Here is a 25,337-nt window from a genome sequence, read left to right on the forward strand (position 1 = left end):
TTGACTCAATTGGTCTTGCAGTTGACGATACAAGAGGGGTGTTTCCATGAGACTGGCCTTGAGTTGGGGAATTCAAGCCTCTCATGAAATGCCCCTTCCCATCTACCCTGTCTCATTTGGGACTCCTTTCACAACAACCCTTTCAGGACTTTTCTGCACCACCAAGGGCGGTTGCCTGTGCGGCAATGTCCGAATTGTGGCAACCGGACTTCCCTATCGGGTTGACCTTTGTCACTGCCTCGACTGCCGCAAACACCGTGGCGCTCTTTTTTACGCTGCCGCGATCTCTCCTCAAGAGGCTGTAATTATTAGTGGCGAAACCAGCAACTACAACGGGCGATTCTTCTGCCCTCGCTGCGGCTCATCCGTCTTTGCCCGCGCCGCCGCCGAAATTGAATTGTATTTGGGCTGTCTAGATGCCCCCGACCAACTGACGCCAACCTACGAAAACTGGACCATCCGTCGTGAGTCGTGGTTGCCGCCGTTTCCGGTAGCAAGGCGATATGAGCGCGATCGCGACGCCACAACCCCCTTTGAAGAGTAGGTGGCACGATAAGTCTCCATCTCCAAAGGCCGCAGCAGTAATCGAGCCATTTTCAGGCAGCCTATAATCTAGTGAAGTAGAACGGCTTTGGTGCAGAGGTATGATCGCGATCGCGCCTATCAAGTCTTTACCCAATGGCTCAGCGGCAACCATTCCAATGAGTTGGGCAGAGTACCAGCAGCTAGCAGAGGTGTCCACAATACTCTGCGTCTTAAATATGCTAACGGATAAATGTTATCGATCGCGTTAAGTACTTACAAATACCTGGTTTCTTCCATTCTTTTTAGCCCTATACAAAGCCACATCTGCCATTTCCAGAATACTATCAAAGGTTATGTAATCGTTCATTGGAGCCACCCCTATGCTTACGGTTATAGTAATGACATTGTGATTCGCTTTGATGGGGCATGCTTCTATTTTTTCCCGGACGCGATCGACCACGTTGATAGCTTCCTCAAGCGGTGTTTCTCGCAGGATAACGGCAAACTCATCACCGCCGATTCGGCCAAAGATATCAGATTCACGCAATTCACCAGAACAGATCTGAACCAGATGGACTAGGGCTTTGTCGCCCATAGCATGTCCATAGGTATCGTTGATAGCCTTGAAATGATCAATGTCAAATAGAGCTACGGCAAGCGTTCCTCCATTGCGTCTGTGAACAGCCATCTCCTGCTGGCACAGAGTCATAAATTGCCGACGATTGCTAATGTTAGTGAGTGGATCACAGGTGGCTTCTTTGTACAATCGCTCTTCGAAGGCAATCCGGTCAGCATAATCCAGTTTCAGAAAATATCGGGTCAAAAATATGGCCAGACAGAAAAACGGTGTCACGATGACAACAACCTTAGGTGCAATGAGCAAACTTGGCTGTTCCACAAACCACGTCAGACATCCTATGGCCTGGCTGGAGCCGTCGAGCAGCACCTTGGAATTCATTTTGTTTTCTGTCTTGTCGGTAAGACGCAGACCCGGAAGTTCATAGGAAGATTCAAGTTGCCCAATATATTCGGTATCTAGGCGTCTACCCAGAGCCAAATAGCTGTCAGGTTTAATTTCCTCAGTTTTCTCATCTTTGAACGGGCTCAAGACAACCAAATAGATCTCAGTCCCGGCAAGAATATATCCAGCCACCGCACCCTCTCCGCCTTCTTGATCTTGCAAAGACTCCTCAATCAGATCTTCCAGTCCACCTGACATGATTTTTGCAAACTTAAGCTCCTTGACTTCGTCGCTGATACTTAGGTTAGCTACTTGTCTGTTTGCCTTAATGGCCAGTGTGAAATCAAACCCATGTTGGTCGATCAGGTATTGGCCGGAATTACTTTCGATCCAGGTTTCGTCTAGATCAACAATGAGCTTGTCGTAGGCCTCATCCCAGTTGGCGTACTCGAGCAAGATCGCTTTCAAATACCGGGTTTCCAAATTCAGGGCGATATCTACCCGGTTGGCTCGATCCAGCTTGGCTGCACGGTCCAGAGAAGTTAGCAGAAAAAGGATGCTGAACACAACTGCAAAGCCAGTGGCAACATACAGCCCACTGATTAAAGCAATAACAGATTCGGTTGTGACGAAATTTTTATTCTCACGCATTTTTTGGGTCAGCCGTGAAGATAGAGCCCATATGTTCTAAAGCGTCGTTCCGTTGAGTTTTTCCATGGCGATTCAGTTCCTCAAGCGCAATTGTCTCGTATTCTGCACAACTAGGGCTTGAAAATTTAGATCTAACGCTTAGGATTCCCCATATTCCATATTATTATTCAATATTTCTGAGAAGCAATCTCTCAGCGTCTAAAGTATTGATCATAATTTTAAAGATTAAGCCCAAGTTTCAGGGTGTGATTTGTGAACCCACCTCTGTCTACAGGCTATGCTTGAAGAAGCGGCATTCTTTTGACCAATCTCTGCCATGGTACAATCTCCGCCTAAGCCAATGACCCTAGAGGAGTTTCTGGATTTGCCAGAGACCAAGCCTGCTAGCGAGTACATCGACGGGCAAATTATTCAAAAACCCATGCCACAAGGCAAGCACAGCACCATTCAGACTGAGTTCTCGGCTACGGTAAACAGCGTCCTCAAGCTCCGTAAGATTGGTCGTGCATTCTCAGAACTCCGCTGTACTTTTGGTGGCCGCTCAACCGTTCCAGATGTCACCGTCTTCATTCAAAGCAGAATTCCTCGGGATCAGAGCGGTGAAATTGCCAACGTCTTCCCCCTTGCCCCCGATTGGACGATCGAAATTCTCTCTCCCGACCAAAACCAGACTAAAGTCACCAAGAACATTCTTCACTGCCTCAACCACGGCACTCAAATGGGCTGGCTAATCGACCCCGATGAGCAAACCGTTTTTGTCTACTTGCCCAGGCAGCAGCCCGAAGCCTTTGACGAGCGCGACCAATCTCTGCCTATCCCACCCTTTGCCGAAGGGATTAGCTTTACCGTAGGTTCCATTTTCGACTGGCTACTCGAATAATTCCTGCCTTCCCCATTGTCTCCATCTCCTCACCCACCTCCCCATGCTCGACCCTCGCATTCCCGCTGGCCCGCTGAACCAAAAGTGGAGCGATTTTAAAGATCACTGTCGTCTGGTGAGCCCCAAAAATAAGGCAAAGCACACCATTTTGGTGGTCGGCACCGGCCTAGCAGGGGCCTCAGCGGCGGCCACCCTGGCCGAGCTGGGCTACAACGTCAAAAGCTTTTGCATTCAAGACTCGCCCCGCCGTGCCCACAGCATTGCCGCCCAGGGAGGCATCAACGCGACGAAGAATTACCCCAACGACGGCGACAGCGTATGGCGGTTGTTTTACGACACCATCAAAGGCGGCGACTACCGTTCCCGCGAGGCCAATGTGCATCGGCTGGCGGAGATCAGCAGCGGCATTATCGATCAATGCGTGGCGCAGGGTGTGCCCTTTGCGCGCGAATATGGTGGCCTGCTCGACAATCGCTCTTTTGGGGGGGCGCAGGTGTCGCGCACGTTCTACGCTAAGGGGCAAACCGGGCAGCAGCTGCTGCTGGGGGCCTACAGCGCCATGATGCGGATGGTGCAGGCGGGCAAAATTGAGGTGTACCCTCGCCGCGAAATGCTGGAGCTGGTGGTAGTGGACGGCAAAGCGCGGGGCCTTGTGGTGCGCAACCTGGTGACAGGCGAATATGAGCGCTATGCCGGGGATGCGGTGCTGCTGTGCACCGGGGGCTACGGCAATGTGTATTACCTCTCCACCAATGCGAAGAACTCTAACGTAACGGCGGCCTGGCGCTGCCATCGGCGGGGGGCCTACTTTGCCAACCCCTGCTACACGCAGATTCACCCTACCTGCATTCCGGTGTCGGGCGACTACCAGTCGAAGCTGACGCTGATGAGCGAGGGCCTGCGCAACGACGGACGGGTGTGGGTGCCCAAGCAGCCAGGTGATACGCGCCATCCCGACAACATCCCCGACGACGAGCGCGACTACTATTTAGAAACTCGCTACCCCGCCTTTGGCAACCTGGTGCCCAGGGATGTGGCCTCGCGCAATGCCAAGGCCATGACCGATGAAGGACGCGGTGTGGGCGAGACGGGGCTGTCGGTTTATTTGGATTTTCGGGATGCGATCGCATCCCAAGGCCGCGACACCATCGCTGCCCGCTACGGCAACCTGTTCGACATGTACCAGCGCATCTCGGGCGAAAACCCTTACGAAACACCGATGCGCATCTACCCCGCTGTCCACTACACCATGGGCGGTCTGTGGGTCGACTACCACCTGATGAGCACAATTCCTGGCCTGTTTGTACTGGGCGAGGCTAATTTCTCCGACCACGGCGCGAATCGGCTAGGGGCCAGCGCCCTGATGCAGGGCTTGGCGGATGGCTACTTCGTGATTCCCTACACGTTGGGCGACTACATTGCCGGGCAGACGTTCTCAGCGGTATCAACTGACGACGATGCTTTTGGGGAAGCGGAAGCTAGCGCCAAAGCTCGGATTACCAAGCTGTTGAACATCCAGGGCAATAAGACGGTGATGGAGTTTCACCGCGATCTGGGCCGCATTGTGTGGGATAACGTGGGTATGGCGCGGAACCGGGAAGGGCTGGAGAGCGCGATCGCGCAGATTCAAGACCTACGCACCGAATATTGGCAAAACCTCAAACTGCCGGGTGAGGCCAACACCCTGAATAAAAACCTGGAGTTTGCCGGGCGCGTCGCCGACTTTATTGACCTGGCCGAGCTAATGGCGCGGGACGCTCTGCAACGTGAAGAATCCTGCGGCGGGCACTTTCGCGAAGAGTACCAAACCCCCGATGGCGAGGCCAAGCGCGACGATGAGCACTTTGCCTTTGTTGCAGCGTGGGAATATGCGGGTGAGGGGCGATCGCCCCAGCTGCACCGCGAAAATCTCGACTTTGAAAACGTGCAGCTCACCCAACGCAGCTATAAATAAGTTCAGTAGGATGAACGATGTGGACTTCACCATCTCCAGCCATGCTGCCATTGAAATTAATAGAAGAAATATTCGCATCGAGGATATCCAGCAAGTGCTTAGTAGGCCTCAACAAGTCATCGCGGTGAAGCCGAGCCGTAACATCTATCAATCTATTGTTGATGTGGATGGTAAACAATATCTGCTGCGCCTCGTTGTGGACAAAGAAATTCCACCAGTGCTAGTCACAGTCTATCGAACTAGCAAAATTCAAAAATATTGGAGATAGCGATGAATATAACCTACGACCCCAGTGTTGATATCCTGAGAATCATCCTAGATGATTCTGAAATTGATGAAAGTGAGGAAGTCGAGGGAATTATCATGGACTACAACCCAGCGGGCAAATTAGTCGGAATTGAAATTTTAGATGCATCTAAACAGGTTGATAATCCCTACGTTATGAATTATTCCGTTGCTCAAGAGAAAGCCAGCCGTCCGTAGTTAGGTGATTGTGCTTGCTCTAAGCTTCTTATTCTGGTTGTTAACTAGCGGCATCAAACAGCGCTTGAGCTGTTACATACAGCGAGCCTAGCTGGCTTGAGCGCAGCCGATCTTCGCCCCTAAATGTTGCCGCTTCGCTATACACCCCATCCCTCAGCTCCAGCACCAGAACCGTGACCTCCTGCGGATCGACAATCCAGTATTCAGGAATGCCTAAGTCCTGATACTGGCTGCGCTTGGCTATATAGTCTCGGTTGCGCTGCACTTCCCCAGGGCTAACAATTTCAACCACCAGCATTGGCGGCCCCATCAAAATCCGCAGCGTGTTGCGTCGTCGCAGCGGCTCGATCTGATCCTCATAAATGACCGACAAATCTGGATAGCGGTTTCTCGGCTCACCGCGCACCTCCAGCTCTAGGCCATGTCCTCTGAGGCGACGATGGCCAACTAGAGGCAGCAATATTGCAAAAAGGAAGTTCGCAGTTTCAACGTTGAACCCAGATTCTGGCGGTACCTCGATCAGTTCTCCGTTGAATAACTCATAAAGATTTTCTGTCCCATCGTCGTAGGCCAGGTAGTCTTCAAAGCTTTGAAAGCGCTGTTTGAGCTGAACCATAGTGCAGACTGACGAGTGGAAGCGCAGCGTGCCGTGCGGAGATAAATCTATTTTAGGGTGTTGAGCTGAGTGTTATCGATATGCTTGAGGATGCAAGAGCAGCTATAGTCAGGAGCCTTTGGATGGCAGTAGTGTCCGTAGCTTTTGCCAAGGCCGTCCCCGCCTCGGCCCTACTAGCACCCCATGGCGAGGGCTAAATAAAAACGACAGGGCAAACAGGGCCGACACCACCATCACGATCGCTGGCCCCGAGGGCAGGTTGACGTAATAGCTCAGGTACATACCGCTGACGCTGGAAAGTACGCCGATCGCAGCCCCCAGCAGCATGACTTGGTGCAGGCGCGGCACCAGTAGGTAGGCGGTGGCCCCCGGCGCAATCAGCAGCGACAGCACCAAAATAACGCCCACCACCTTCATGCTGGCCACTACAGTCAGGGCAATCAGCACCATCAGCCCCGCATTCAACAGTCCCGTGGGCAGTCCGCCTGCCTGGGCACCAAGGGGGTCAAAACTGTAGAACAGCAGCTCTTTGTAGAGCAAAAAAACCGCCATCAGCACCAGAGCAGCAATAATCGCTGTATCGCGCACGTCCCCAACCGTAACGCCCAAAATATTGCCAAACAAAAAGTGGTTGAGGTCAATTTTGTTGTCTTTTTGAATGGTGGTAATTAGCGTAATGCCCAGGGCAAAGAAGGCCGAAAACACAATGCCCATGGCCGCATCTTCTTTGATGGGCGATCGCGTGTGAATCCAGCCGATAATCACCGTGCTGATTACCCCGGCGATAAAGGCTCCCACAAAGATATTGACCCCGAGCAAAAACGCGATCGCCAGACCCGGCAGCACCGAGTGGCTAATGGCATCGCCCAGCAGCGCCAGCCGCTGCACCATCAGGTAGCTGCCCACCACCGAGCAGATAATGCCCACCATGATCGCAACCGCCAGCGATCGCTGCATAAAGGCAAACTGCAAGGGCTCAAAGAACCAGTCAAGCACGGCTAGCTCAAGCGACATGGCCAAAGAAGCCCACGTGGCCGCCGTAGGCGCGGGTCATGTTGTCGCGGGTGAGCACCCAGTCGCGGGGGCCAGCAGCAATCAGCTCTTTGTTGAGCAAAATTAGCTGGTCAAAGTTGGTGATTGACTCGCCCAGGTCGTGGTTGATCACCATGACAATTTTTCCGGCTTGGGCTAGCTCTCGAAAAATGTTGAACAGTACGGTCTCGGTCTTCTGATCAACCCCGACGAAGGGTTCGTCAAAGCAGAAAATCTCCGCCTCTTGGGCCAGGGCACGGGCCAGAAACACTCGCTGCTGCTGACCGCCAGAGAGGGCACCAATGGGGCGATCGCGAAACTCCAGCATGCCCACCCGCTCCAGCGCTGCCGTCGCTAGCTGACGACTGCTGGCCGAAAAGCGGTTAAACCAGCCGGTTTTTTTCACCCGGCCCATCATCACCACGTCCCACACGGTAGCAGGGAAGGTCCAGTCAATCTGCGATCGCTGGGGTACGTAGGCAACGCGATCGAGCTGGTGGGCCAGGGTGTCATCGCCGTAGGTCACACGCCCAGTCACCACCGGCATCAGCCCCAGCATGGCCTTAATCAGCGTACTCTTGCCCGCCCCATTAGGGCCAAAAATGCCCACCATCTTGCCAGGCCGAACGGTTAGGTTAACGTTCCGCAGAGCCTGCACGTCGCGGTAATTGACGCTGAGGTGGTCCACGATAATTTTTGGAGAAGTCGCCATAGCAGTAGTTCCAGCGCGGTCTAAGTGTCAGTCAAGACTCTTACTACCCCTGCCCAAGGAAGATGCTCCAAGTGGGCAGGAACTGTAGAGTCTGGTCTTGAACCATCCCAGCGCCATTCGGCAGGGAAGGCTGAGTTCAAAAATGAAATGATTATGAAATGTATTGTATCGTAAAAATGAAAGGAATATGAAATGCAGTCTATGCAACGGATATCTATAGTTCCAAGGTATGCAAGCTTAGTTGCTGCGGTATTTGCCGCAGGTCTAGGATTGGTGGGTTGCGACGCGACCGAAGGAGAGACATCTGCTTCCGACAGTGCGGCGGCTGGTGGCGATCGCTCCGCCGTCGTCGCGACCAGCACCCTGATTGCCGACTGGGTTACCGAAGTGGGCGGCGACCACATTGAGCTGACCGGCATTTTGCAGCCCGGTGCCGATCCCCACGTTTATGAGCCGGTGCCCGCCGACAGCATTGCCTTTGAAACGGCCGATCTCATTCTTTACAACGGCTACAACTTGGAGCCCAATCTCATTCGTCTGCTCAACGCGGCTGGGGTCAATGCCCGCCAGTTTGCCGTCGGCGAAGTAGTACCACCCTTAGACCTAGAAACAGGCCGTAGCACCGTACCCGATCCCCACGTGTGGGGCGATGTTAGCAACGCGGTGCCTATGGTCGAGGCCATTCGCGATCAGCTGATTGAGCTAGCCCCCGAGCAGGAGGCCCTGTTTACCCAAAACGCCGCCGCCTACATCGACGAACTAAACCAGCTCCACACCTGGATTGAGACGCAAACGGCCACTATTCCCCCTGATCAGCGACAGTTGGTAACGACCCACGATGCCTTTCAGTACTATGCTCGGGCCTATGGCCTAACGGTGGCAGGTACCCTAATCGGCCTCAGCACCGAAGAGCAGCCCAGCGCCCGCACTGTGCAGCAGCTAGTAACCTCTATTCAGGGGCTGGGGGTGCCCGCCATCTTTGCCGAAACCACCATCAATCCTCGGCTGATTACGACCGTGGCCAATGAAGCCGGTGTTGCTCTGGCTCCAGCGCAGCTGTATTCTGACTCCACGGGTGCCCCTGGCAGCGACGGGGATACCTATTTGAAAATGATGGCAGCCAACACTCGGGCCATTGTCGAAAACCTGGGCGGCACGGTAGCGGAGCCGGACTTTTAAGGCCCCGATTCTAGTGCCCTGAACTCAATGCGTAAGCGTCCCTAGAACTACGCTGGCTGAGCGAAGTCGAAGCTAAAACTCAGCTGAGATATTCCCTAGCCCCTCGGGGTCGGCTTTGCCAACGACTCCGCTCAGGGGACGGTTACCTTAAGGCTTAGGTGCCGAGGGTGGCAGGCCTTCCAACACGACCAGGGCTTCAGTCACCTTTTTGACCAAAGGTGCCGCTACTGTCGATCCATAGGCGTCATCGCCTTGGGGTTCGTCGATAATGGCCAGCACTACGTAGCGGGGCGCGTCGATGGGCAAAATGCCGACAAAGCTGGTCACTCGCCCTCGGCCGTAGCCTCCAGAGGCAGCTGCCTTTTGGGCCGTGCCAGTTTTGCCGCCAATTCGGTAGCCGGGTAGTTTGGCTGGGCTGCCGGTGCCCTCAGCTACCACGGCTTCCATCATGTCGAGTACCTGCTGCGTGGTTTGGGGCGAGAAAATAGACTTGGGCTCAGGCCGGTCTGGCGTCCAGACCTCGCGGCCATCGTCGGTGACCATTCCACTTACCAGGTGGGGGGTGATCAGCTTGCCGCCGTTAGCAAGGGTGGCCTGTAGCTGCATCATTTTGATGGGCGACAGCGAGAAGCCCTGCCCAAATGATGTCGTGGCCGACTCTACTTTGCTGTTGACAAACTGCTCGCGGTCTTTCATCTGTCCGGCGGCTTCGGCGGGCAGGTCAATGCCGGTGGGTTGATCAAGGCCAAGGCGCTGAAGCCAGGTGTAATAGTCGGCAGCGGGCATTTTTTGCATAATCCGCACCATAGCGACGTTGCTGGAATACTTCAGCACGTCGGTGATCGAAAGTGGCCCTCGCCCGCCAGCGGTGGCGTAGTCGTGGTTTCTGATTTTCCACTCGCCAAACTGTATCTGGCCACTGTCGTTAACTACTTCGTCGGGCGTAATGAGCCCAGCTTCGAGGGCGATCGCAATATTAATCGGCTTAAAGGTCGACCCCGGTTCGTAGAGATCGCTAATTACCCAGCTTCTTAGGTCGCTGAGGTCGGCTTTGTAGTACTGGTTGGGGTCGTAGGTGGGCACGCTGGCCAGAGCCAGCATTTCGCCGCTGTGGGCATCCATCACCATAACGGTGCCTCGCTTGGCCCGGTGGCGATCGACAGTTGCCTGCAACTCCTGCTGAGCCGCCCGCTGGAGGCGACTGTCGAGGGTGAGACGCAGACTAACATTGCCAGCCAGTGAGGGATCGTTCAGAACAGCGCTGGCTTCTGAGCTACTAGCCTCTGGGTCAGAGGCTTCCGTTGACGCGGCTGTCAAAAGCTCCACTGGGGGACCGTAGACCTCTGCTTCAGAGATAGTCTCGTTCTGCGGCGCTTCTGCCACTGATTCTGCTATTGGGGGAGCCAGGGACAGCTGATCTTGGTAAGCGATTTCTAGCCCGGCCTGGGGCTGACCGTCAATATTGACAAACCCTACAACGGGGGCAAACAAATGCTGCTGAGGGTAGAACCGCTGCTGCTGGGGTTGCAGATCTAGCCCATTCAGGCGCAGGGCGCGAATGTGGTCGACGGTGGCTTCGCTCAGCCCATCTACAAGGCGAATGCCCGTGGGCTGGCGACTAAACTGGCTCAGAAGCTTCGATTCTGATGTCTCAAGCAGAGGGCTGAGGGCGGCAGCCACCTCCTGCATCGTTAGATTGAATAGGCTGGGGTGGGCGTAGAGGGTATAAACCACCTGGTCGACAGCCAGCACGTTGCCCTGGCGATCGCTGATGGAGTGGCGCACCTGCCGTTGTACCGGGGCTGAGAGCCGCTGCTGCTGGGCCAAACTGGCTAGATTGTTGCCCTGGGCTAGCTGTAGCCACGCCAGTCGCCCTGCGATCGCCAGCAGTGAAAGCACCAGCAGCCCCCATACCATCAGCACCCGTGTTCGATTAGTCGCTGGGTTAAAGGCGACGACAGCGGGGGGACGAGTTTGTTTGCGACGGCGACGGCGAGCAGAGTAGGCAGAACTAGCCATGAATCAAAATGTAGGTAAAGAATGGGCTAGCGCTTAATACCCCAGGGGCACGTCTACCTTGGGTAGGGCAAACCGGTTAATGACCGAAGCGGGCACCTGGGCTGAAGCGGCGGCTTGGGGGGTGGGCTTTAGAAAAATGACGTTACCAGGCTGGGGAGGTTGAAACCCCATCTCAGGGGTTTCAACTTGATGGGCCAGGTGATTTTTGAGCACTTCATTGGCGGTAGTAAGCTGCTGCTCACTGCGCTGCAATCGATTGAGCCGTTGACTCACCTGGTTGAGCTGGCGGTTGATGTAGACCGACGTGCCGTAGCTGAGTAGGGTAAGGGTCACCAGCGACACCGCCAGAGCCGAGGAAACCAGGTGCAGCTGAGACAGCCGCCGCACCATGGGGCTAGAAGACTCTAACCCCGGTGCTGTAGGCAGTACTGCGGGCGCAGAAACTCTGGGCCTGGTTTCTACGGGTAAAGCGGCAGAACTCTGGCGCGCTGAGGTAAGGGCTGTTGCTTCCCTAGTCCGAGACGGCACCGGACGAGGCACATAGGATTTCAGCGCAGCAGACATAGACGACCCACACCAGTAGTGAAACTGAAGTCAGGATACTGCATTCTGAAAAATTTGAGCCATTGCCCGGCAAAACTGCCTCAAGCCATGAAATTTATACTGTGTGCCTACGGCTGGACAACCTAGAGCTTGGTACCGCACTCTGTGCAGAAATTGCTGGTCGAGGCATTTTGGTGCCCGCAGCTGGCGCAGGGAGCCATGCCGTTGCCCATGCCAATACCGTGCACCTCGGGTAGGCCAATCATCTGGTGGTTGCCCTTGCCGGGGGCGACCATAGGGTAGCAATTTTCGTCGCGACGCACGCGTACATCCATCAGCACGGGGCCGCTGTGGGCCAGCATTGTAGCGACGGCGGTGCTGAGATCATTGCGATCGCGCACCACCATACCCTTAATGCCGTAGGCCTGGGCCAGCAGCTCAAAATCGGGCATGCCAATCTCCATATTGGAGGACGAATAGCGTTCGCCGTGGAAGGCCTGCTGCCACTGGCGCACCATACCCTGCCAGCCGTTATTAACAATGACGGTTTTGACCGGAATGTTGTACTGAGCTAGGGTTCCTAGCTCTTGCAGGTTCATCTGAAAACTGGCATCGCCGCTAATACAAATCACCGTTTCGTTGGGCAGCGCCACCTGCACCCCCATCGCTGCTGGCATACCAAAGCCCATCGTGCCCAGCCCTGCGCTCGACACCCACTGGCGGGGACCATTCTTTAAGAACTGAGCCGACCACATCTGGTGTTGGCCCACGTCGGTAGTGTAGTAGGCATGGGGGGCCTGGGTGGCCAGTTCGCTGATCACTTCCTGGGGCGACAGTACGTCGGGGTAGGTAGGTACTACCAGCGGGTAGTCACGCTTCCAGCGATCGATGCGATCGCGCCAGGCCGCCGTTTGGTTGGGGGGCGGTAGCTGGTTTTCTTCGCCTAAGCGGTTAAGTAGGTTGGTCAGCACCTGCTTGACATCACCCACAATCGGCACCTGGGGAGCACGGTTTTTGCCCACCTCCGCCGGGTCAATATCAATATGAATCACCTGGGCGCGGGAGGCAAACTCGTCGAGCTTACCGGTGACGCGATCGTCAAAGCGCGCCCCGACCGCAATTAGCAGGTCACATTCGCTAACGGCAAAGTTGGCGTAGGCGGTACCGTGCATGCCCAGCATTCCTAGGGCCAGCGGATGGTGCTCGTCAAAGGCACCCTTGCCCATCAGCGTGGTCGTCACCGGAATTTGAAAGTACTCCGCCAGTCGCAGTACCTCGGCGTGGGCATTGGCGGTAATCGCACCGCCCCCCACGTACAGCAGCGGGCGCTCACTTTGGCGCAGCAGCCGCAGGGCCGGGTTAACCTGGCGGGTATTGCCCTTCGTGGTGGGCTTGTAGCCGGGCAAGTTGACCTGCCCAGGCTCTACGGGCACGTAGTCAAACTCCGCCAATCCAATGTCTTTAGGAATGTCGATCAGCACCGGGCCAGGGCGACCGGTCTGGGCAATGTAAAAGGCCTCCGCTACCATACGGGGAATTTGGTCGGGAGTGCGGGCCACGTAGGAATGCTTGACCAGCGGTAGGGTAATGCCAAAAATATCGGTTTCCTGAAAGGCATCGCTGCCGATCGCATGGCTGGGCACCTGACCTGTAATCACCACCATCGGCACCGAGTCCATCTGGGCGGTGGCAATACCCGTGACCAGGTTGGTTGCCCCAGGGCCAGAGGTGCCAAAGCAAACGCCCACCTTGCCAGTGGCGCGAGCGTAGCCATCAGCAGCGTGGGCACCCCCCTGTTCGTGGCGCACCAGAATGTGGCTAATGCCTCCGGCTGCCTCGGCCCGGTACAGCTCATCGTAAATGGGCAAAATCGCCCCACCGGGATAGCCGAAAATATGTTCTACCCCATGCCGTCTGAGGCTGTCGATCAGGGCAAAGGCACCGGAAGCGCGGCGCACGAGAACACTGTTAGGAGCGGCAATGGGAGTCGTCATAGCGGCGGGTGCTTGGGTTTGGCTAGGGCTAGAGTGCATTGCTTAAGAAGAAAATAAATTACGAACATTTTCTCCCTCCGGCCACACGGGCAGTGAAAGACTCACCGCCGCTGCTTTACAGGAATGGTGCTGCTAAATGCTGTCAAATGAAAAACATTTCTACCCATATTAGCAGTAGAGGCTGGGGTCTTTAGAGTAGCCGTAGGGGTTACTTTAGGCTGCTAGTTATGAGCTGTTGATATTCAGCTAGTGATCAAGCCTCAGCAATCGCGGCTATAGCGGTGGATGACCGCTCGCGATCGTTCACACAAAAAGTCGGCAGCGGTTAGCCTTTCGCTCCGCTGGCCTTGCTCTACTGTCCAACCAGTGACCGCTTGGGGCTGCTGCCACAGCGTTAAGTGCGGCACCGCTGGCTCGGCGTAAAAATCGCGATCGCCTGCACCCAGCCAACGAGAGGTGTGGTGGGCAGCCGCGTCATGGCTGAGCCGGTATGTTGGCACCCCTGGGTCGCGGGGTACTCCCCAACCGTCCACCATAAACAGAGCTAGCACCGGACCTCGGTGGCGTTGCCAGTGGGCTGCCAGAGCCGTCGCCCCTACACAGCCCGCGCTAAACGCCCAGATCATCAATGCTGTAGGTGCTGCCTCAGGGGTGGTGCTGTCTAGGCGGGCTTCAAGAGCCTGGCGCAGGGCAAAAGGCGAGAGGACCCCCAGGCCGCTTTGGGGCGCACAGACAACGTTACCAAGCTGGCTCAACACCTCATCTTGGTCAATGGTGGCGAGCATTTGCCCCGTGTAGCTGGGGGGGTGCATGCCGCCACAGATCAGTAAAACAACTTGCTGCAATGCCACGCTTACCTCCTCTACCATACGTTGAGCGAAATCTAGAACCACCTCGGCCTATAAATTACGTTATGCAACAATCAGGAGACTAACACTCCTGCTAAAAACAACAACGATTGAGAAACGATGCACTTTACGTAGTTTTCATAACCAGCCAAAAGAGAATAATTATTTTTTTCTAAAACTTAGGTAGGGCCATCATCACTGTCGCGCTTATATAGGGAATACCAGATGGAGGTGGGATGTGGTTCGCTTCAGCGTTTTAAGACTTTTTCGGTTTCTGACTTTGGCTACCTCACTAAATCGATCTTGATCTGAGTAAGCCTGATCTGAAAGATTGCTTTTCAGCGTTTCAATCAGCCTTACTTAACTTGTTTAGTTTGATCCCTGACCTGAATAGTCGCAATAATCCCCGACCTTGCCACTAAGCTTTCCTGGAGTTTAAAGCTAATGACTCAAACGATTGTTAACTTAACTTTACCGCTTGTAACGGATAAGATCGACGACATTTTAGCGGCTTACCCACTGTACGAATATCGGCAGGTTTTTGCTGTTCCTGAACTGCGTCAAAAACTAACGGCTTACGTTTTGGCACGGCTGCCGGTAGTTTATGTGGCTATGGACAGCAGTGCTGCCTGTGATATAGCGTCGCCTGGGCACTGCTATTCCTCTGAGCAGCACGACCAAATTAAACAGCTAATTCACCAGGGTATTGATGCTCTGCTAGGTCGGCCTGAAACATGGCGGCGGCGGCCTAGTGCCGAGCGAATTGAGGCTGAGTCAGTTCCATCCAGCTGGTTTGGCTAAGGATGGTTTGGCTCCTACCCCGTTAGAACGTTTTCCCCGAACGTGGCTAGAGCAGCCTAAACGGCTCAGTTTTATAGCCTTAAGGTGATGGGTCTGAGACGGAATACTTTAGGGAATGGCCGGGTTTCCGTTCGGTTCTACCCATAGCTCAATCGGTGGCTAAGGACGTAGTCTCGTATATAGATGGCGGGTTGTCTGGAGCGGGCAACCTGCCAACTGTGGCTTAGGTGCTGCAGTTAGTCTATCGCAGAGACAGGTGACGCCTTGGTGCAGCAGTTTCTACCTCTAAGTGTATTACTCAATGAGCAGCAGACCCCCGCAGCTGCCGGGGTAGAGAGTGCTCGTAGGCAGCATGGCGCGGCCCTAGGCTCGTTTGGCAGTAGCTCTGACCCATTGCCCCAAGCCCACCTACAGGCTGAGCACGAATGGTTGGGAGGCTTGACGGCCCTAATTAAACTGTTGCTCGAACTTCCTTCAGACTCAGATTCAGGTTTACCCACAACTGGTTTACCCGCAACCGATAAACTGCTGCCGCTGATGGGGGGAGTGCTGTCAGGGCCGTTTCCGGTGCTGCCCGATCGCTTGATGGGGCAGCGGCTCTCCCACTGGCTGCTGGTGCCAGAACCTTTAGAGCAAATTCTTTCGGTAACTCGCCCACTGCTGCCTGGGCAAGGTCATCGCGGAGCCACAGGCCCCGCCTGCGATCTACAGATGGTGCCTTTGGTTGATCATGACCCTCTGATTGGGGAGCGGTTTTGTCTGCTGCTAACCCGCCGGTTTAGCCTGCTGCTTGTGTTGGGGTATGCCGCCGATGGGCTGCCCCAGTTTCAGTTTTCCTTTGACCCAGAGGTGGTGGGCCAAGGTTGGCAGCAGCTGCGCGATCGCGTTTCTGCCACCCGTCCCCCATTGGTAGGCGCGCTAGATCGCCTACTCGATCAATTTCCCCCGGTTGCCCCTGACTATCGGCTGGTCACCCGCTACAGTCAACTGCTCTTGGCCCAGCTGCGCCAGCATTCTCCGCCAGACGTGAGTGCCGAGTTTCGGCCGCCGCTAGGCATCATGCCTGCCCTGGCCCTGCCCAGTCGCCCTACACTAGCGGCGTTTCAGACTGATCCTAGCCCCCACGTTAAGGTTGGGGTGAATCAGTCTGCTTTTGCTGGGCCAGAGCCAACCCCAGTGACTGAAGACAGCCCCGATACCGAGCTGCTAAAGGCGATGGCTCACGAAATTCGCACGCCGCTTACCACCATTCGCACCCTGACGCGATCGCTGCTCAAACGCAAAGACGTTGGTGGCGAGGTGGCTAAGCGCCTGCAGCTGATCGATCGCGAATGTACCCAGCAGATCGACCGCTTCAGCCTGATCTTTCGCGCTGTAGAGCTAGAGACCGACCACACACCCAGGCCGCGATCGCCCCTGTCGGCGATTTCGCTCAACCAGCTTTTTGACGACGCCATTCCCCGCTGGCAGCAGCAGGCCAGCCGCCGCAACCTCAGCCTGACGGTAAATGTGCCTGCCTGCCTGCCCATGGTCAATAGCGACCCGGCCATGCTAACCCAGGTTTTGACCGGGCTAATCGACCGCTTTACCCACAGCCTGCCTCCCTACAGCCATATTGAGCTAGCGGTGACGCTAGCGGGCCATCAGCTCAAACTTCAGTTTCAATCGCAGCTTCCTGATGGTAATGACGCCCAGTCCCAGACTCAGGATGATCCCTTAGCGTCGCCCTTTAAAGCGCTGGGGCAGCTCCTCATGTTTCAGCCCGAAACCGGTGGCCTGAGCCTAAATCTCAACGCTACCAAAAATCTGTTTCATGCTCTAGGCGGCAAGCTGATTGTGCGGCAGCGCCCTCAGGCTGGAGAAGTACTGACGGTATTTTTACCCCTAGAAGCTAAGACTCTTTAGCGCTTTGGCTTAATGCCGTGCCTACCTGTTCAATCTGCAACTGGGGTCCTACTGATGTAGATATCCGTAGATATTCGTAGACGACAAGGGTGATGACGGGAATGAGTCCCAAAATTATCGGAATTCTGAGCGCAAGCGCCAGTTTTAAGCGCTAGAGCCGCTATTTTTTGAGCATCTCTGGGCAATCTCAAACCAAGCTTTGTGTAGACCTAGTTTGTTCCCACGGGCACGCCTTGCCGTAGGCGTGGTGACGGTCAAACGCGGTTGCCCAACTTCCCAGGAGATTCCTATGCTCAAAAATTTTTGGTACGCCGTTGAGTTCAGCGCCGCCGTTACCAGCGCTCCTACGCCTATCAAGCTGATGGGCAAAAACTATGTGCTCTACCGGGGGAGTGATGGTCAGGTCGTAGCTATGGCCGATCGCTGCATTCACCGAGGTGCATCTTTAGCGGGGGGATGGGTTGAAGGCAACTGCATTCGCTGCCCCTACCACGGCTGGCGCTACGAGGCCGATGGCACCTGCATTCACATTCCGGCAGACCAGGCGGGTACACCTATTCCCAAGCGGGCGCGGATAGAATCTTTCCCAGTAGAAGAGCGCTACGGCATGATTTGGCTGTTTGTCGGCGACCTGCCCGCCGAGCAGCGTCCGCCGATTCCGGCCCTGCCTGAATACGGTGACCCGGCCTGGCGCACCATTACCGGCGAATATACCTGGAATGCCCACTACACCCGAGTAGTCGAAAGCGGGTTGGACAGCTCCCACGCGCCTTTTGTCCACTCCGTTTTCTTTAACCTGCGGGATGATGCCGAAGTGCCGCCCTACGAGGTGCAAGTCGACGGGTGGAGCGCCACCGCTCGCACCATTTCCAAACCGCCGAAGCGGGCCGGGCTGCTAAAGCTGATCGTGAAGCGCGATCGCCCCTTCTCCAGTGCCACCCTGACGGCCCACATGCCCAACATCAACCGCATCCACCTCGACTTCAACTTCCGGGGCTACCAGTACATCTACTTTGCCAGCAACATTCCGGTCGATGAAAACACCACTCTAACCAAGTGGATTGGCCTGCGCAATTTTCTGCCCCAGGCCTGGGCCGACTGGAACTCGCGCAACAACACCAACGACACTTACCTCGAAGACAAAGCCGTGATCGAGAGCCAGGTGCCCCGAGTGGTGCCCCTAACTGGAGAGATTCTGCTGGCCTCCGACAGCCTGCAGTTGGCCTACCGCAAGCTGATCCGCCAATGCATTGAACGCGGCTGGGCGATCGGCAGTGATTATGGCATTCCTTCAGTCTCTGTCTCGACCAACGGCAATGGTAAAGCCCCTGCCGAAGTCAGCGTCGGATAGATTGCTTTTTTCAAAAACTTCTGGTGGGCACTGCCCACCCTACGCAGATCTGTTGCCCTCTTTATCAGGGGACAGAGGGGATTCATCTGCATCCGTCATTCGACTCACTGAATTGGAAGCATACCGCCATGCTGGAAAACTTTTGGTACGCCGTAGAACTGAGCCATGAGGTTGGCACCAAGCCCACACCGCTAAGGCTGCTGGGCAAGGACTATGTGCTCTATCGCGATTCTCAAGGAAGGGTGATAGTCCTCGACAACCAGTGCGCCCATCGAGGAGCAAGCCTGGCCCTGGGCTGGGTCGAGGGCAACTGCTTGCGCTGCCCCTACCATGGCTGGAGCTACGAGACCGATGGCCAGTGCAGCCACATTCCTGCCGATGCAGTCGGTACCCCGATTCCTAAACGAGCGCGGGTGCTGTCGCACCCAGTCCAGGAAAAGTACGGTTTGATTTGGATGTTCGTTGGCAATCCAGCACTGCCAGCAGATCGCCGCCCACCGATCCCAGCGTTTCCCCAGTTTGAAGCGCCCGTGCGGCCCGCCACCTACAGCCGCCACGTCTTCGACGCCCACTTCACCCGCACGATGGAAAACGCCATCGACACCTCCCATGCGCTGTTTATGCACAAGGGTGCGATCGGGGCCAGCAACGCCCCTCAGCGTACCGAAATCGATGACTACGAGGTGACGGTGGGTGAGTACGAACTGGCTGCCAGTCTACCGATCAAGGTTAACCGCCTCAATGGCGTGATGCGGTTTGTGCTGCAGCAAGACGACCCCAAGGCTCACAAGAGCTACCGCTTTGCCCTGCCCAATGTCACCTACTCGGCGGTGCAGTTTGGTCGCTATAAAATCGAGAGCATCATGGTCCACATTCCAGTGGATGACAGCACCACGGTGGTTAAGTCGGTGAATATTCGCAACTTCCTCAACCAGGTGCCGGGGCTAGGCCACTGGCTCGACGGCAATACCGCCCAGGTGGGCAACAAAATCATGCAGGAAGACGATGTGGTGGTCAAGACCCAAGAGCCCCAGATTGCTCCTTACCAAGATATGCGCCAGGAGCTTTTAGTCGCTTCTGATGCCACCTTAATTGCCTACCGCAAGCTGCTGAAGCAGTACGCTGGGCCTTCGGTTTTGCCTAAGCAGGCCATTTCTGTCGAGCCAGCTATTGGCTAGCAAGTTTGAATTCTGCCAAGCTTTGAAATTTCTCTTATAGGGGCTGGTGGGCACTGCCCATCCTACGACGGCCTAGACGGAAATCAAGCTTTAGCTACGGCTGGGGTGCGTCATTGCGCTACGTGACGCACCGAAAACAATTCTACGGAACACACCCCTATGTCCATCGCTGAGAATCCCATTCCGAACCAAACGTGGGAGTGGCGCGGCCTACCCATTAACTATCAGCAGGTGGGCAATACTGGTCCAGCCCTGGTGCTGATTCACGGATTTGGGGCCAGCGTGGGCCACTGGCGCAAAACCATTCCTGCTCTGGCTGAAAACCACCGCGTGTTCGCCCTAGACCTGCTGGGCTTTGGCAAGTCGGCTAAGCCTGCCCCTGGGGAACCGCTGCCCTACGACTTTGATACCTGGGGGACTCAGGTGGCCGAATTTCTGCAACAGGTGGTGGGAGAACCTGCCTTTCTGGTTGGTAATTCCATTGGTGCAGTGGTGGCGCTACAGGCGGCTGTGATAGCCCCCTACCAAGTCCGAGGGGTGGCGTTACTAGATTGTGCGCTGCGGCAAATCTGCGATCGCAAGCTTCACACCCAGCCTCCCATGCGCCGCCTAGGCCGACCCCTGCTCAAGAAAGTGCTGAAGAACCGTGCCCTAGTGCACTGGCTATTCGCTCAAATTGCTCGGCCCGATCGCATTCGTGCCGTCCTTCGTACCGCCTATGGCAACCCTGAGGCCGTCACTGACGAACTGATTGAGCTGCTGCTAGAGCCCGCCCGCGAGCCAGGTGCAGCGGATGTGTTCTGGGCCTTTATCAACAACTTTGACGGCCCGCTGCCCGAGGACTTACTGCCGCAGATTACCTGCCCAGCCCTGATTCTTTGGGGCACGGCCGACCCCTGGGAACCCATTGCCCTGGGCCGCGAGCTGGCCAATTTCCCTGCTGTAGAAGCGTTCATTCCCCTGGAGGGGGCGGGCCACTGCCCTCAGGATGAAATCCCAGTGGTGGTGAATGGTCATCTGGAAACCTGGGTTGCCCGCCACGCTATGGCTGCGCCTGTTTGTCCATCCGTTTGCGGTTGAGAATCGTGGGTCTGGAGATCGGCAGGAGGCAAGATCTGGTGCTTCGGCACTGACCCACGCTACGGGATCTGCAACTTCCCTAACTCTCCGACTCCCGACTCCCTACTCCTTACTCATCCACCCATCCACCCATCCACTCACCCACCCATGTCTGTAACGCCTGCTAATGCCAAGTCGCTGTCTGTTCCCCGGCTGGTGTTTATTTTTATCACTATCTTGTTCGACAAGCTGGGAGAGAGCCTAATTTTCCCGATTTTGCCGTTTCTGGTGGAGCGATTTAGGTCTGATGCCTTCACCCTGGGAATGCTGGTGTCTTCGTATGCGATCGCGCAGTTCATTGCCATTCCGGTTATCGGTGCCCTGTCTGATCGCTATGGCCGTCGCCCGGTGATGCTGGTGTGCGTGCTGGGTACGGCCATCTCTTACTTTATCTTTGGCTTTGCCACTACCCTGTGGATGCTGTTTTTCTCCCGCATTCTAGACGGCGCAACGGGTGGAGTAGCGGCTACTGCTCAAGCCTACATCGCCGATATTTCTGCACCTGAAGACCGGGCCAAAAACTTTGGCATTACCGGAGCGGCCTTTGGTCTGGGCTTTACTCTGGGGCCGGCCTTAGGGGGTGCTCTAGCCAATATCAGCCTCAATTTGCCGGTGTTTGTAGCGGGTGCTGTTGCCCTGCTGAACTTTGTGCTGGGCTATTTTGTGCTGGCCGAATCGCTGGATAAAGACCAGCGACGCGCTCTTTCGCTGCGTGATTTGAACCCCATTGGCCAGCTCAGCGACATTCTGCGCGATGGTCGTATTCAAGGGCTGCTGATTTCCTTCTTTATTTTTAACTTTGCCTTTGCAGGCTTTAGCAGCATTTTCGTGCTGTTTTTGAACAGCCGCTACGGCTGGGGGCCAAGCCAGGCGGCGATGGTGTTCTTCTTTATCGGCATTGTCTCAACCATTGTGCAAGGTGGGCTAATTCGTCAGCTGTTGCCCCGCTTTGGAGAAGCCAAGCTGGCCGTGGCCGGACTGATCCTAGTCGCCCTGGCCTTTGGCGGCGTGGTGCTGATTCCGGCAGGTAGCCCGGTGCTAATTCCGGCCCTGTATACCACTCAGGCCATGCTAGCCCTGGGGGTGGGGTTGCTTATTCCGTCGCTGCGGGGGCTGATTTCAATTCGCGTGTCGGCCCAGGAGCAGGGCAAAACCCTGGGCGGTAACCAGGCTCTGCAAAGCGTGGCTTCCATTGCCGGGCCGCTATGGGCAGGCTGGATTTTCGATCGCTCTGGCATGCTCTCTCCCTTCTGGATGGGAGCGCTGTTCATGATTATGGCCGTTGGGTTTGCCCTGACTAATCTGCCCCGTCGTCAGTTGTCTGTGTAGATCTTGGTAGATCACGTTTACCTGGGTGCCGCCACCGCAAGATCCCGTCAGGAGCTACTATGACTTTGCTATCGCGTCAGGATCAACAAGTCGCTATTCCCGGCATACTGGGTGGCCTTGGCCCTATGGCCCACGTGCAGTTTGAGCAGCGGCTTATTCAAGGCAGCGCAGCGCGGGGAGCACGGAGCGATCAAGACCACCCGGTATGGCTGCTGGTGAATGGCACCAACATTCCTAACCGAACAGAGAGCTTGCAGGGCACTGGGCCAGACTGCGTGCCTGGGCTGGTGCGCTACGCCCAACTACTAGAGCGGGCTGGAGCCAACTTTTTAGTGGTGACTTGTAACACCGCCCACGGGGTCTACGACCAGGTGCAGGCCCAGCTCGATATTCCTTGGGTTCACCTAATGGCCTGTACGAGTGGCCACATTCGTCAGGCTTACCCTACGGTGCAGCGGGTAGGGGTGTTGGCCACTGACGGCACGCTACAGTGTGGGCTTTATAGCCATAGCCTGAGCCGGGTGGGGATAATACCCATCGGCTTTGAACTCAATTCTCCCTGGCAAGATTTGGTCATGCAGTCGATCTATCACCCCGATTGGGGAATAAAAACGACAGGGACTAAGGTATCTACCAAAGCATTGACGGTATTAGAGCAGGCGACGAGCTGGCTTAAAACCCAGGGGGCCGAAGTGGTGATTGCAGGCTGCACAGAGTTGTCTGTGGCCTTTGCTCAAATGCCAGCGCTGCCGCTGCCCTGGGTGGATCCATTAGAAGTGGTGGCTGACATCACCCTAGATCTGGCCTGGGGCTACCGTTCCATGCCGCTCTGGCAAGCTGCCTAGGAGAAGGAATGTGCCAAAAAACGATAACTCAGAACGTTTCTCCTGTAGGAAAAAAGGCAGGGATAAGAGGTGCCACAGATCGGTGGCTTGGGGTGCTATTGCTTGGGCTGGCCCTGACCCTCTTTTTAGGATTAACCCTGGGATTCAGCGGTGCGGCGCAAGCTGCTCCTAAAGGATCTGCTGTGGCGTCTTCTCAAGCTACTGCTACCCGAACTGCCTCTACCGGATCCACACCGGCTCGATCGCCGTCCTCATCTTCAGCCCCGGCCATACCAGCCATGCCGCCAGACGTGCAGCGCGTTCTGGACAAAGGCAAGCTGACGGTAGCCGTACTGGGGCAGGATAACGCTCCCTTTTTTATGGATGAAGCAGGCCAAATGAGTGGGCTAGATATTCAGCTAGCGCGCACACTGGCCGATCAGCTGGGGGTGAGCCTTGAAATTATCCGAACGGCCCAAACGTTTGATCAGGTGGTCGAGGCCGTCTATGGACAAAAGGCCGACCTGGCCATTTCAAAAATTAGCCGGACGCTAAAGCGGGCGCAGCGAGTGCGGTTTTCTCGGCCTTACCTGCGCATGCGCCAGGGACTATTGGTAAACCGCCTGCAAGTGGCTGAGCAAACTCAGGGGCGATCGATGATTGCAACCATTCGCGATCTGCGCGGCCAGGTCGGCGTGATCAAGGGGTCGTCCTATGTGGGCTTTTTGCAGCAGAAGTTTCCCCAGGCCAACATTGTGGAATACCCCACCTGGGAAGATGCTGTAGAAGCTGTGGTGCGGGGCGATATTTTAGCTGCTTACCGAGATGAGCTAGAGATTAAGAAGGTGGTGCGCACCCGACCCGATGTGGCCCTGCAATTGCAAACCATTGCTCTCACCGATACCCAAGATTCGCTGGCGGTAGTGCTGCCCTGGAGCAGTACCCACCTGCTGGCCTTTGTCGATCAGTACTTAGATACCCTCACTGCTCAGTACACCGTGGATACGGTGCTAGACGAATACGCCAATTACTGGGTTACCCAACGCCCGCAGCAACCGTAGTTTTTGACAATACCTCTGTGGCAACACCCATGGTTACTTCCCTGAAAGCCTATATTCCCCGGCAGGCCTCAATTGAATGGTTACGCAGCCCCTGGGCGATTGTGATGAGCAGTGGGCTAGGGGTATACATCGGCACGACCCAGCCCCAGGTAGCTATGTGGATTGCCCCCTTTGGCACTCTTTATCTGGGGTTACTGAAGATGTGCGTGCTGCCGATTTTGCTGTCGGCGATTACGAATAGCTTGGGGCGATTGATGCAGAGTCACGATGCACGGCAGTATGTACAACGGATTGCCGTGGTGTTTCCATTGAGTTTGCTGATGGTAAGCGCGATCGCCGTTGCCGTTGCTGCCCTGGCTGGCCCCGGTCGCGACTTGACGACTGAGACCCTGAAAACCCTTGGGGTGCTGGTCAACCAGTCTGGCGTTGATTTAGAAATGGCCCTCAGCGGCCCCATTCCTGAGGCTGCTACCGGTAGCGTGACCACCCTGGTAGATAGTCTGGTACCCGACAATATTTTTGCGGCCCTCAGCGAGGGGCAAACCCTGAAGGTGCTGTTGTTTGCGATCATTTTTGGTGTATCGCTGGGGTTGGTCAAAGCGCCTTCTACAGCGGCATTGTTTGACACCCTCGATAGCCTCTACCAGGCGTTTAATAAGGTAATTCACGGGCTGACGTACCTGCTGCCCTTTGGTCTGTGTAGCCTGCTAGCCTACCAGCTATCTCGGGTAGGGATTGAGGTGCTGCTGTCGATGGTGGATTTTGTGGTGGTTGCGATCGCCACCTTTGCCCTGATCTATGTGATTAGCACTTTGATTATCTGGCGACGATCGGGTCTGGGTCTATGGACCACCCTACTGGCGCTGAAAGATCCCACGATTTTGTCACTTGCTACCTCTAGCAGCCTGGCCTGTCTACCTGCCGCCATCACCAGCCTCAGCGAAAGTCTCAAGTTCAATCCTCAAACCACGAATTTGGTTACCCCGTTAGCCATTACCCTCTGTCGCTTTGGCTCCGTCGTTTATTTTGCATTGGCCACTTTGTTTGTGGTGCAGCTCTACCAGCGCGATTTGGGTCTGGCTGGGTTGGGCATAGTAATCTTAGGCTCCATTTTGGCGGGTATGGCTACGTCTGGCGTTACCGGCATTCTCACCCTGACCATGCTGGGCCTGGTGCTTGACCCGCTCAAACTGCCCTTAGAAGCAGTGCTGGTGCTCTTTATTGCCATCGATCCCTTGATGGATCCCTTCCGTACCTTAGGCATTGTGCATACAGGTATGGCGGCAACAGCACTTGTAGCCAATCGGGAGCGATAAGGGGATGAGGGAACAGCGAGATCAGGGGCTACAAACCCCCCTTAGCGTCCCCACCT

General features: G+C 55.7%; 23 protein-coding genes. 15 read left to right on the top strand and 8 right to left on the bottom strand.

The annotated features are described in order from the left end of the window. Positions 1-196 precede the first annotated feature (196 nt). Positions 197-544 (top strand): GFA family protein, encoded by a 348-nt coding sequence (locus tag IQ273_RS11635; RefSeq protein ID WP_313898088.1) that lies wholly within the window; start codon positions 197-199, stop codon positions 542-544. Between the two features lie 246 nt (positions 545-790). Here IQ273_RS11635 and IQ273_RS11640 read toward each other — a convergent pair whose 3' ends face one another. After that, positions 791-2,137: a diguanylate cyclase gene (locus IQ273_RS11640; protein WP_194023335.1), complete on the bottom strand. Its 1,347-nt coding sequence runs from the start codon at positions 2,135-2,137 to the stop codon at positions 791-793. 316 nt (positions 2,138-2,453) lie between these two features. On the opposite strand from IQ273_RS11640, the gene IQ273_RS11645 reads away from it, so the two are divergent. Genes IQ273_RS11645 through IQ273_RS11660 form a run of 4 tightly spaced genes read left to right on the top strand, consistent with a single transcriptional unit; the run spans position 2,454 to position 5,454 of the window. Continuing rightward, positions 2,454-3,017: a Uma2 family endonuclease gene (locus IQ273_RS11645; protein ID WP_194023336.1), complete on the top strand. Its 564-nt coding sequence runs from the start codon at positions 2,454-2,456 to the stop codon at positions 3,015-3,017. Between the two features lie 43 nt (positions 3,018-3,060). Further along, positions 3,061-4,971, top strand: a complete 1,911-nt coding sequence (locus IQ273_RS11650; RefSeq protein WP_194023337.1) for a fumarate reductase/succinate dehydrogenase flavoprotein subunit — start codon at positions 3,061-3,063, stop codon at positions 4,969-4,971. 19 nt (positions 4,972-4,990) lie between these two features. Next, positions 4,991-5,239 carry a DUF4258 domain-containing protein gene (locus IQ273_RS11655; RefSeq protein WP_313898089.1) on the top strand — a complete coding sequence of 83 codons (249 nt, stop codon included), beginning with the start codon at positions 4,991-4,993 and terminating at the stop codon, positions 5,237-5,239. Between the two features lie 2 nt (positions 5,240-5,241). Further along, positions 5,242-5,454 (top strand): DUF2283 domain-containing protein, encoded by a 213-nt coding sequence (locus tag IQ273_RS11660; RefSeq protein ID WP_194023339.1) that lies wholly within the window; start codon positions 5,242-5,244, stop codon positions 5,452-5,454. Positions 5,455-5,494: 40 nt separating this feature from the next. Here IQ273_RS11660 and IQ273_RS11665 read toward each other — a convergent pair whose 3' ends face one another. The 3 genes from IQ273_RS11665 to IQ273_RS11675 all read right to left on the bottom strand — a co-directional run bounded on the left by IQ273_RS11665 (position 5,495) and on the right by IQ273_RS11675 (position 7,814). After that, positions 5,495-6,070, bottom strand: a complete 576-nt coding sequence (locus IQ273_RS11665; RefSeq protein ID WP_194023340.1) for a Uma2 family endonuclease — start codon at positions 6,068-6,070, stop codon at positions 5,495-5,497. A 108-nt stretch (positions 6,071-6,178) separates the two neighbouring features. Beyond that, the gene (locus IQ273_RS11670; protein WP_194023341.1) at positions 6,179-7,084 is read right to left on the bottom strand and encodes a metal ABC transporter permease; all 906 of its coding nucleotides are present in this window, start codon (positions 7,082-7,084) and stop codon (positions 6,179-6,181) included. After that, complete coding sequence (locus IQ273_RS11675; protein ID WP_194023342.1) at positions 7,074-7,814, bottom strand: metal ABC transporter ATP-binding protein; 741 nt, start codon at positions 7,812-7,814, stop codon at positions 7,074-7,076. Before IQ273_RS11675 ends, IQ273_RS11670 begins: the two co-directional genes overlap by 11 nt. Positions 7,815-8,015: 201 nt before the next feature. Here IQ273_RS11675 and IQ273_RS11680 point away from each other — a divergent pair, with 201 nt between their 5' ends. After that, complete coding sequence (locus tag IQ273_RS11680; protein ID WP_194023343.1) at positions 8,016-8,993, top strand: metal ABC transporter solute-binding protein, Zn/Mn family; 978 nt, start codon at positions 8,016-8,018, stop codon at positions 8,991-8,993. Positions 8,994-9,140: 147 nt separating this feature from the next. On the opposite strand, the gene IQ273_RS11685 is transcribed toward IQ273_RS11680, so the two are convergent. The 4 genes from IQ273_RS11685 to IQ273_RS11700 all read right to left on the bottom strand — a co-directional run bounded on the left by IQ273_RS11685 (position 9,141) and on the right by IQ273_RS11700 (position 14,400). Continuing rightward, positions 9,141-11,012, bottom strand: coding sequence for a penicillin-binding protein 2 (locus IQ273_RS11685; protein WP_194023344.1), 1,872 nt, complete (start codon positions 11,010-11,012; stop codon positions 9,141-9,143). 33 nt (positions 11,013-11,045) lie between these two features. Further along, on the bottom strand, positions 11,046-11,576 hold the full coding sequence (locus IQ273_RS11690) for a hypothetical protein (RefSeq protein ID WP_194023345.1): 531 nt from the start codon (positions 11,574-11,576) through the stop codon (positions 11,046-11,048). A 122-nt stretch (positions 11,577-11,698) separates the two neighbouring features. Further along, complete coding sequence (gene ilvB / locus IQ273_RS11695) at positions 11,699-13,549, bottom strand: biosynthetic-type acetolactate synthase large subunit (protein ID WP_194023356.1); 1,851 nt, start codon at positions 13,547-13,549, stop codon at positions 11,699-11,701. Positions 13,550-13,809: 260 nt separating this feature from the next. Then, positions 13,810-14,400: a hypothetical protein gene (locus IQ273_RS11700; protein ID WP_194023346.1), complete on the bottom strand. Its 591-nt coding sequence runs from the start codon at positions 14,398-14,400 to the stop codon at positions 13,810-13,812. A gap of 441 nt (positions 14,401-14,841) precedes the next feature. Here IQ273_RS11700 and IQ273_RS11705 point away from each other — a divergent pair, with 441 nt between their 5' ends. The 9 genes from IQ273_RS11705 (at position 14,842) to IQ273_RS11745 (ending at position 25,281) form a co-directional block, all read left to right on the top strand. Then, the gene (locus IQ273_RS11705; RefSeq protein ID WP_194023347.1) at positions 14,842-15,198 is read left to right on the top strand and encodes a hypothetical protein; all 357 of its coding nucleotides are present in this window, start codon (positions 14,842-14,844) and stop codon (positions 15,196-15,198) included. 267 nt (positions 15,199-15,465) lie between these two features. Further along, positions 15,466-17,103, top strand: a complete 1,638-nt coding sequence (locus IQ273_RS11710) for a HAMP domain-containing sensor histidine kinase (protein ID WP_313898091.1) — start codon at positions 15,466-15,468, stop codon at positions 17,101-17,103. A 289-nt stretch (positions 17,104-17,392) separates the two neighbouring features. Then, the gene (locus tag IQ273_RS11715) at positions 17,393-18,454 is read left to right on the top strand and encodes an aromatic ring-hydroxylating dioxygenase subunit alpha (protein WP_194023349.1); all 1,062 of its coding nucleotides are present in this window, start codon (positions 17,393-17,395) and stop codon (positions 18,452-18,454) included. Between the two features lie 128 nt (positions 18,455-18,582). Continuing rightward, entirely contained in the window at positions 18,583-19,632 is a 1,050-nt protein-coding gene (locus tag IQ273_RS11720) for an aromatic ring-hydroxylating dioxygenase subunit alpha (RefSeq protein ID WP_194023350.1), read from the top strand. A gap of 159 nt (positions 19,633-19,791) precedes the next feature. Continuing rightward, positions 19,792-20,712 (top strand): alpha/beta fold hydrolase, encoded by a 921-nt coding sequence (locus IQ273_RS11725; RefSeq protein ID WP_194023351.1) that lies wholly within the window; start codon positions 19,792-19,794, stop codon positions 20,710-20,712. Positions 20,713-20,859: 147 nt separating this feature from the next. Continuing rightward, a complete protein-coding gene (locus IQ273_RS11730; RefSeq protein ID WP_194023352.1) occupies positions 20,860-22,080 on the top strand; it encodes an MFS transporter in 1,221 nt (406 codons plus the stop codon). A 59-nt stretch (positions 22,081-22,139) separates the two neighbouring features. After that, the gene (locus IQ273_RS11735; RefSeq protein ID WP_194023353.1) at positions 22,140-22,925 is read left to right on the top strand and encodes an aspartate/glutamate racemase family protein; all 786 of its coding nucleotides are present in this window, start codon (positions 22,140-22,142) and stop codon (positions 22,923-22,925) included. A 182-nt stretch (positions 22,926-23,107) separates the two neighbouring features. After that, positions 23,108-23,965 (top strand): ABC transporter substrate-binding protein, encoded by an 858-nt coding sequence (locus IQ273_RS11740; RefSeq protein WP_194023354.1) that lies wholly within the window; start codon positions 23,108-23,110, stop codon positions 23,963-23,965. Positions 23,966-23,994: 29 nt separating this feature from the next. Beyond that, complete coding sequence (locus IQ273_RS11745) at positions 23,995-25,281, top strand: dicarboxylate/amino acid:cation symporter (protein ID WP_194023355.1); 1,287 nt, start codon at positions 23,995-23,997, stop codon at positions 25,279-25,281. Positions 25,282-25,337 lie beyond the last annotated feature (56 nt).

The organism is Nodosilinea sp. LEGE 07298, assembly GCF_015207265.1.
Lineage (GTDB): Bacteria > Cyanobacteriota > Cyanobacteriia > Phormidesmidales > Phormidesmidaceae > Nodosilinea.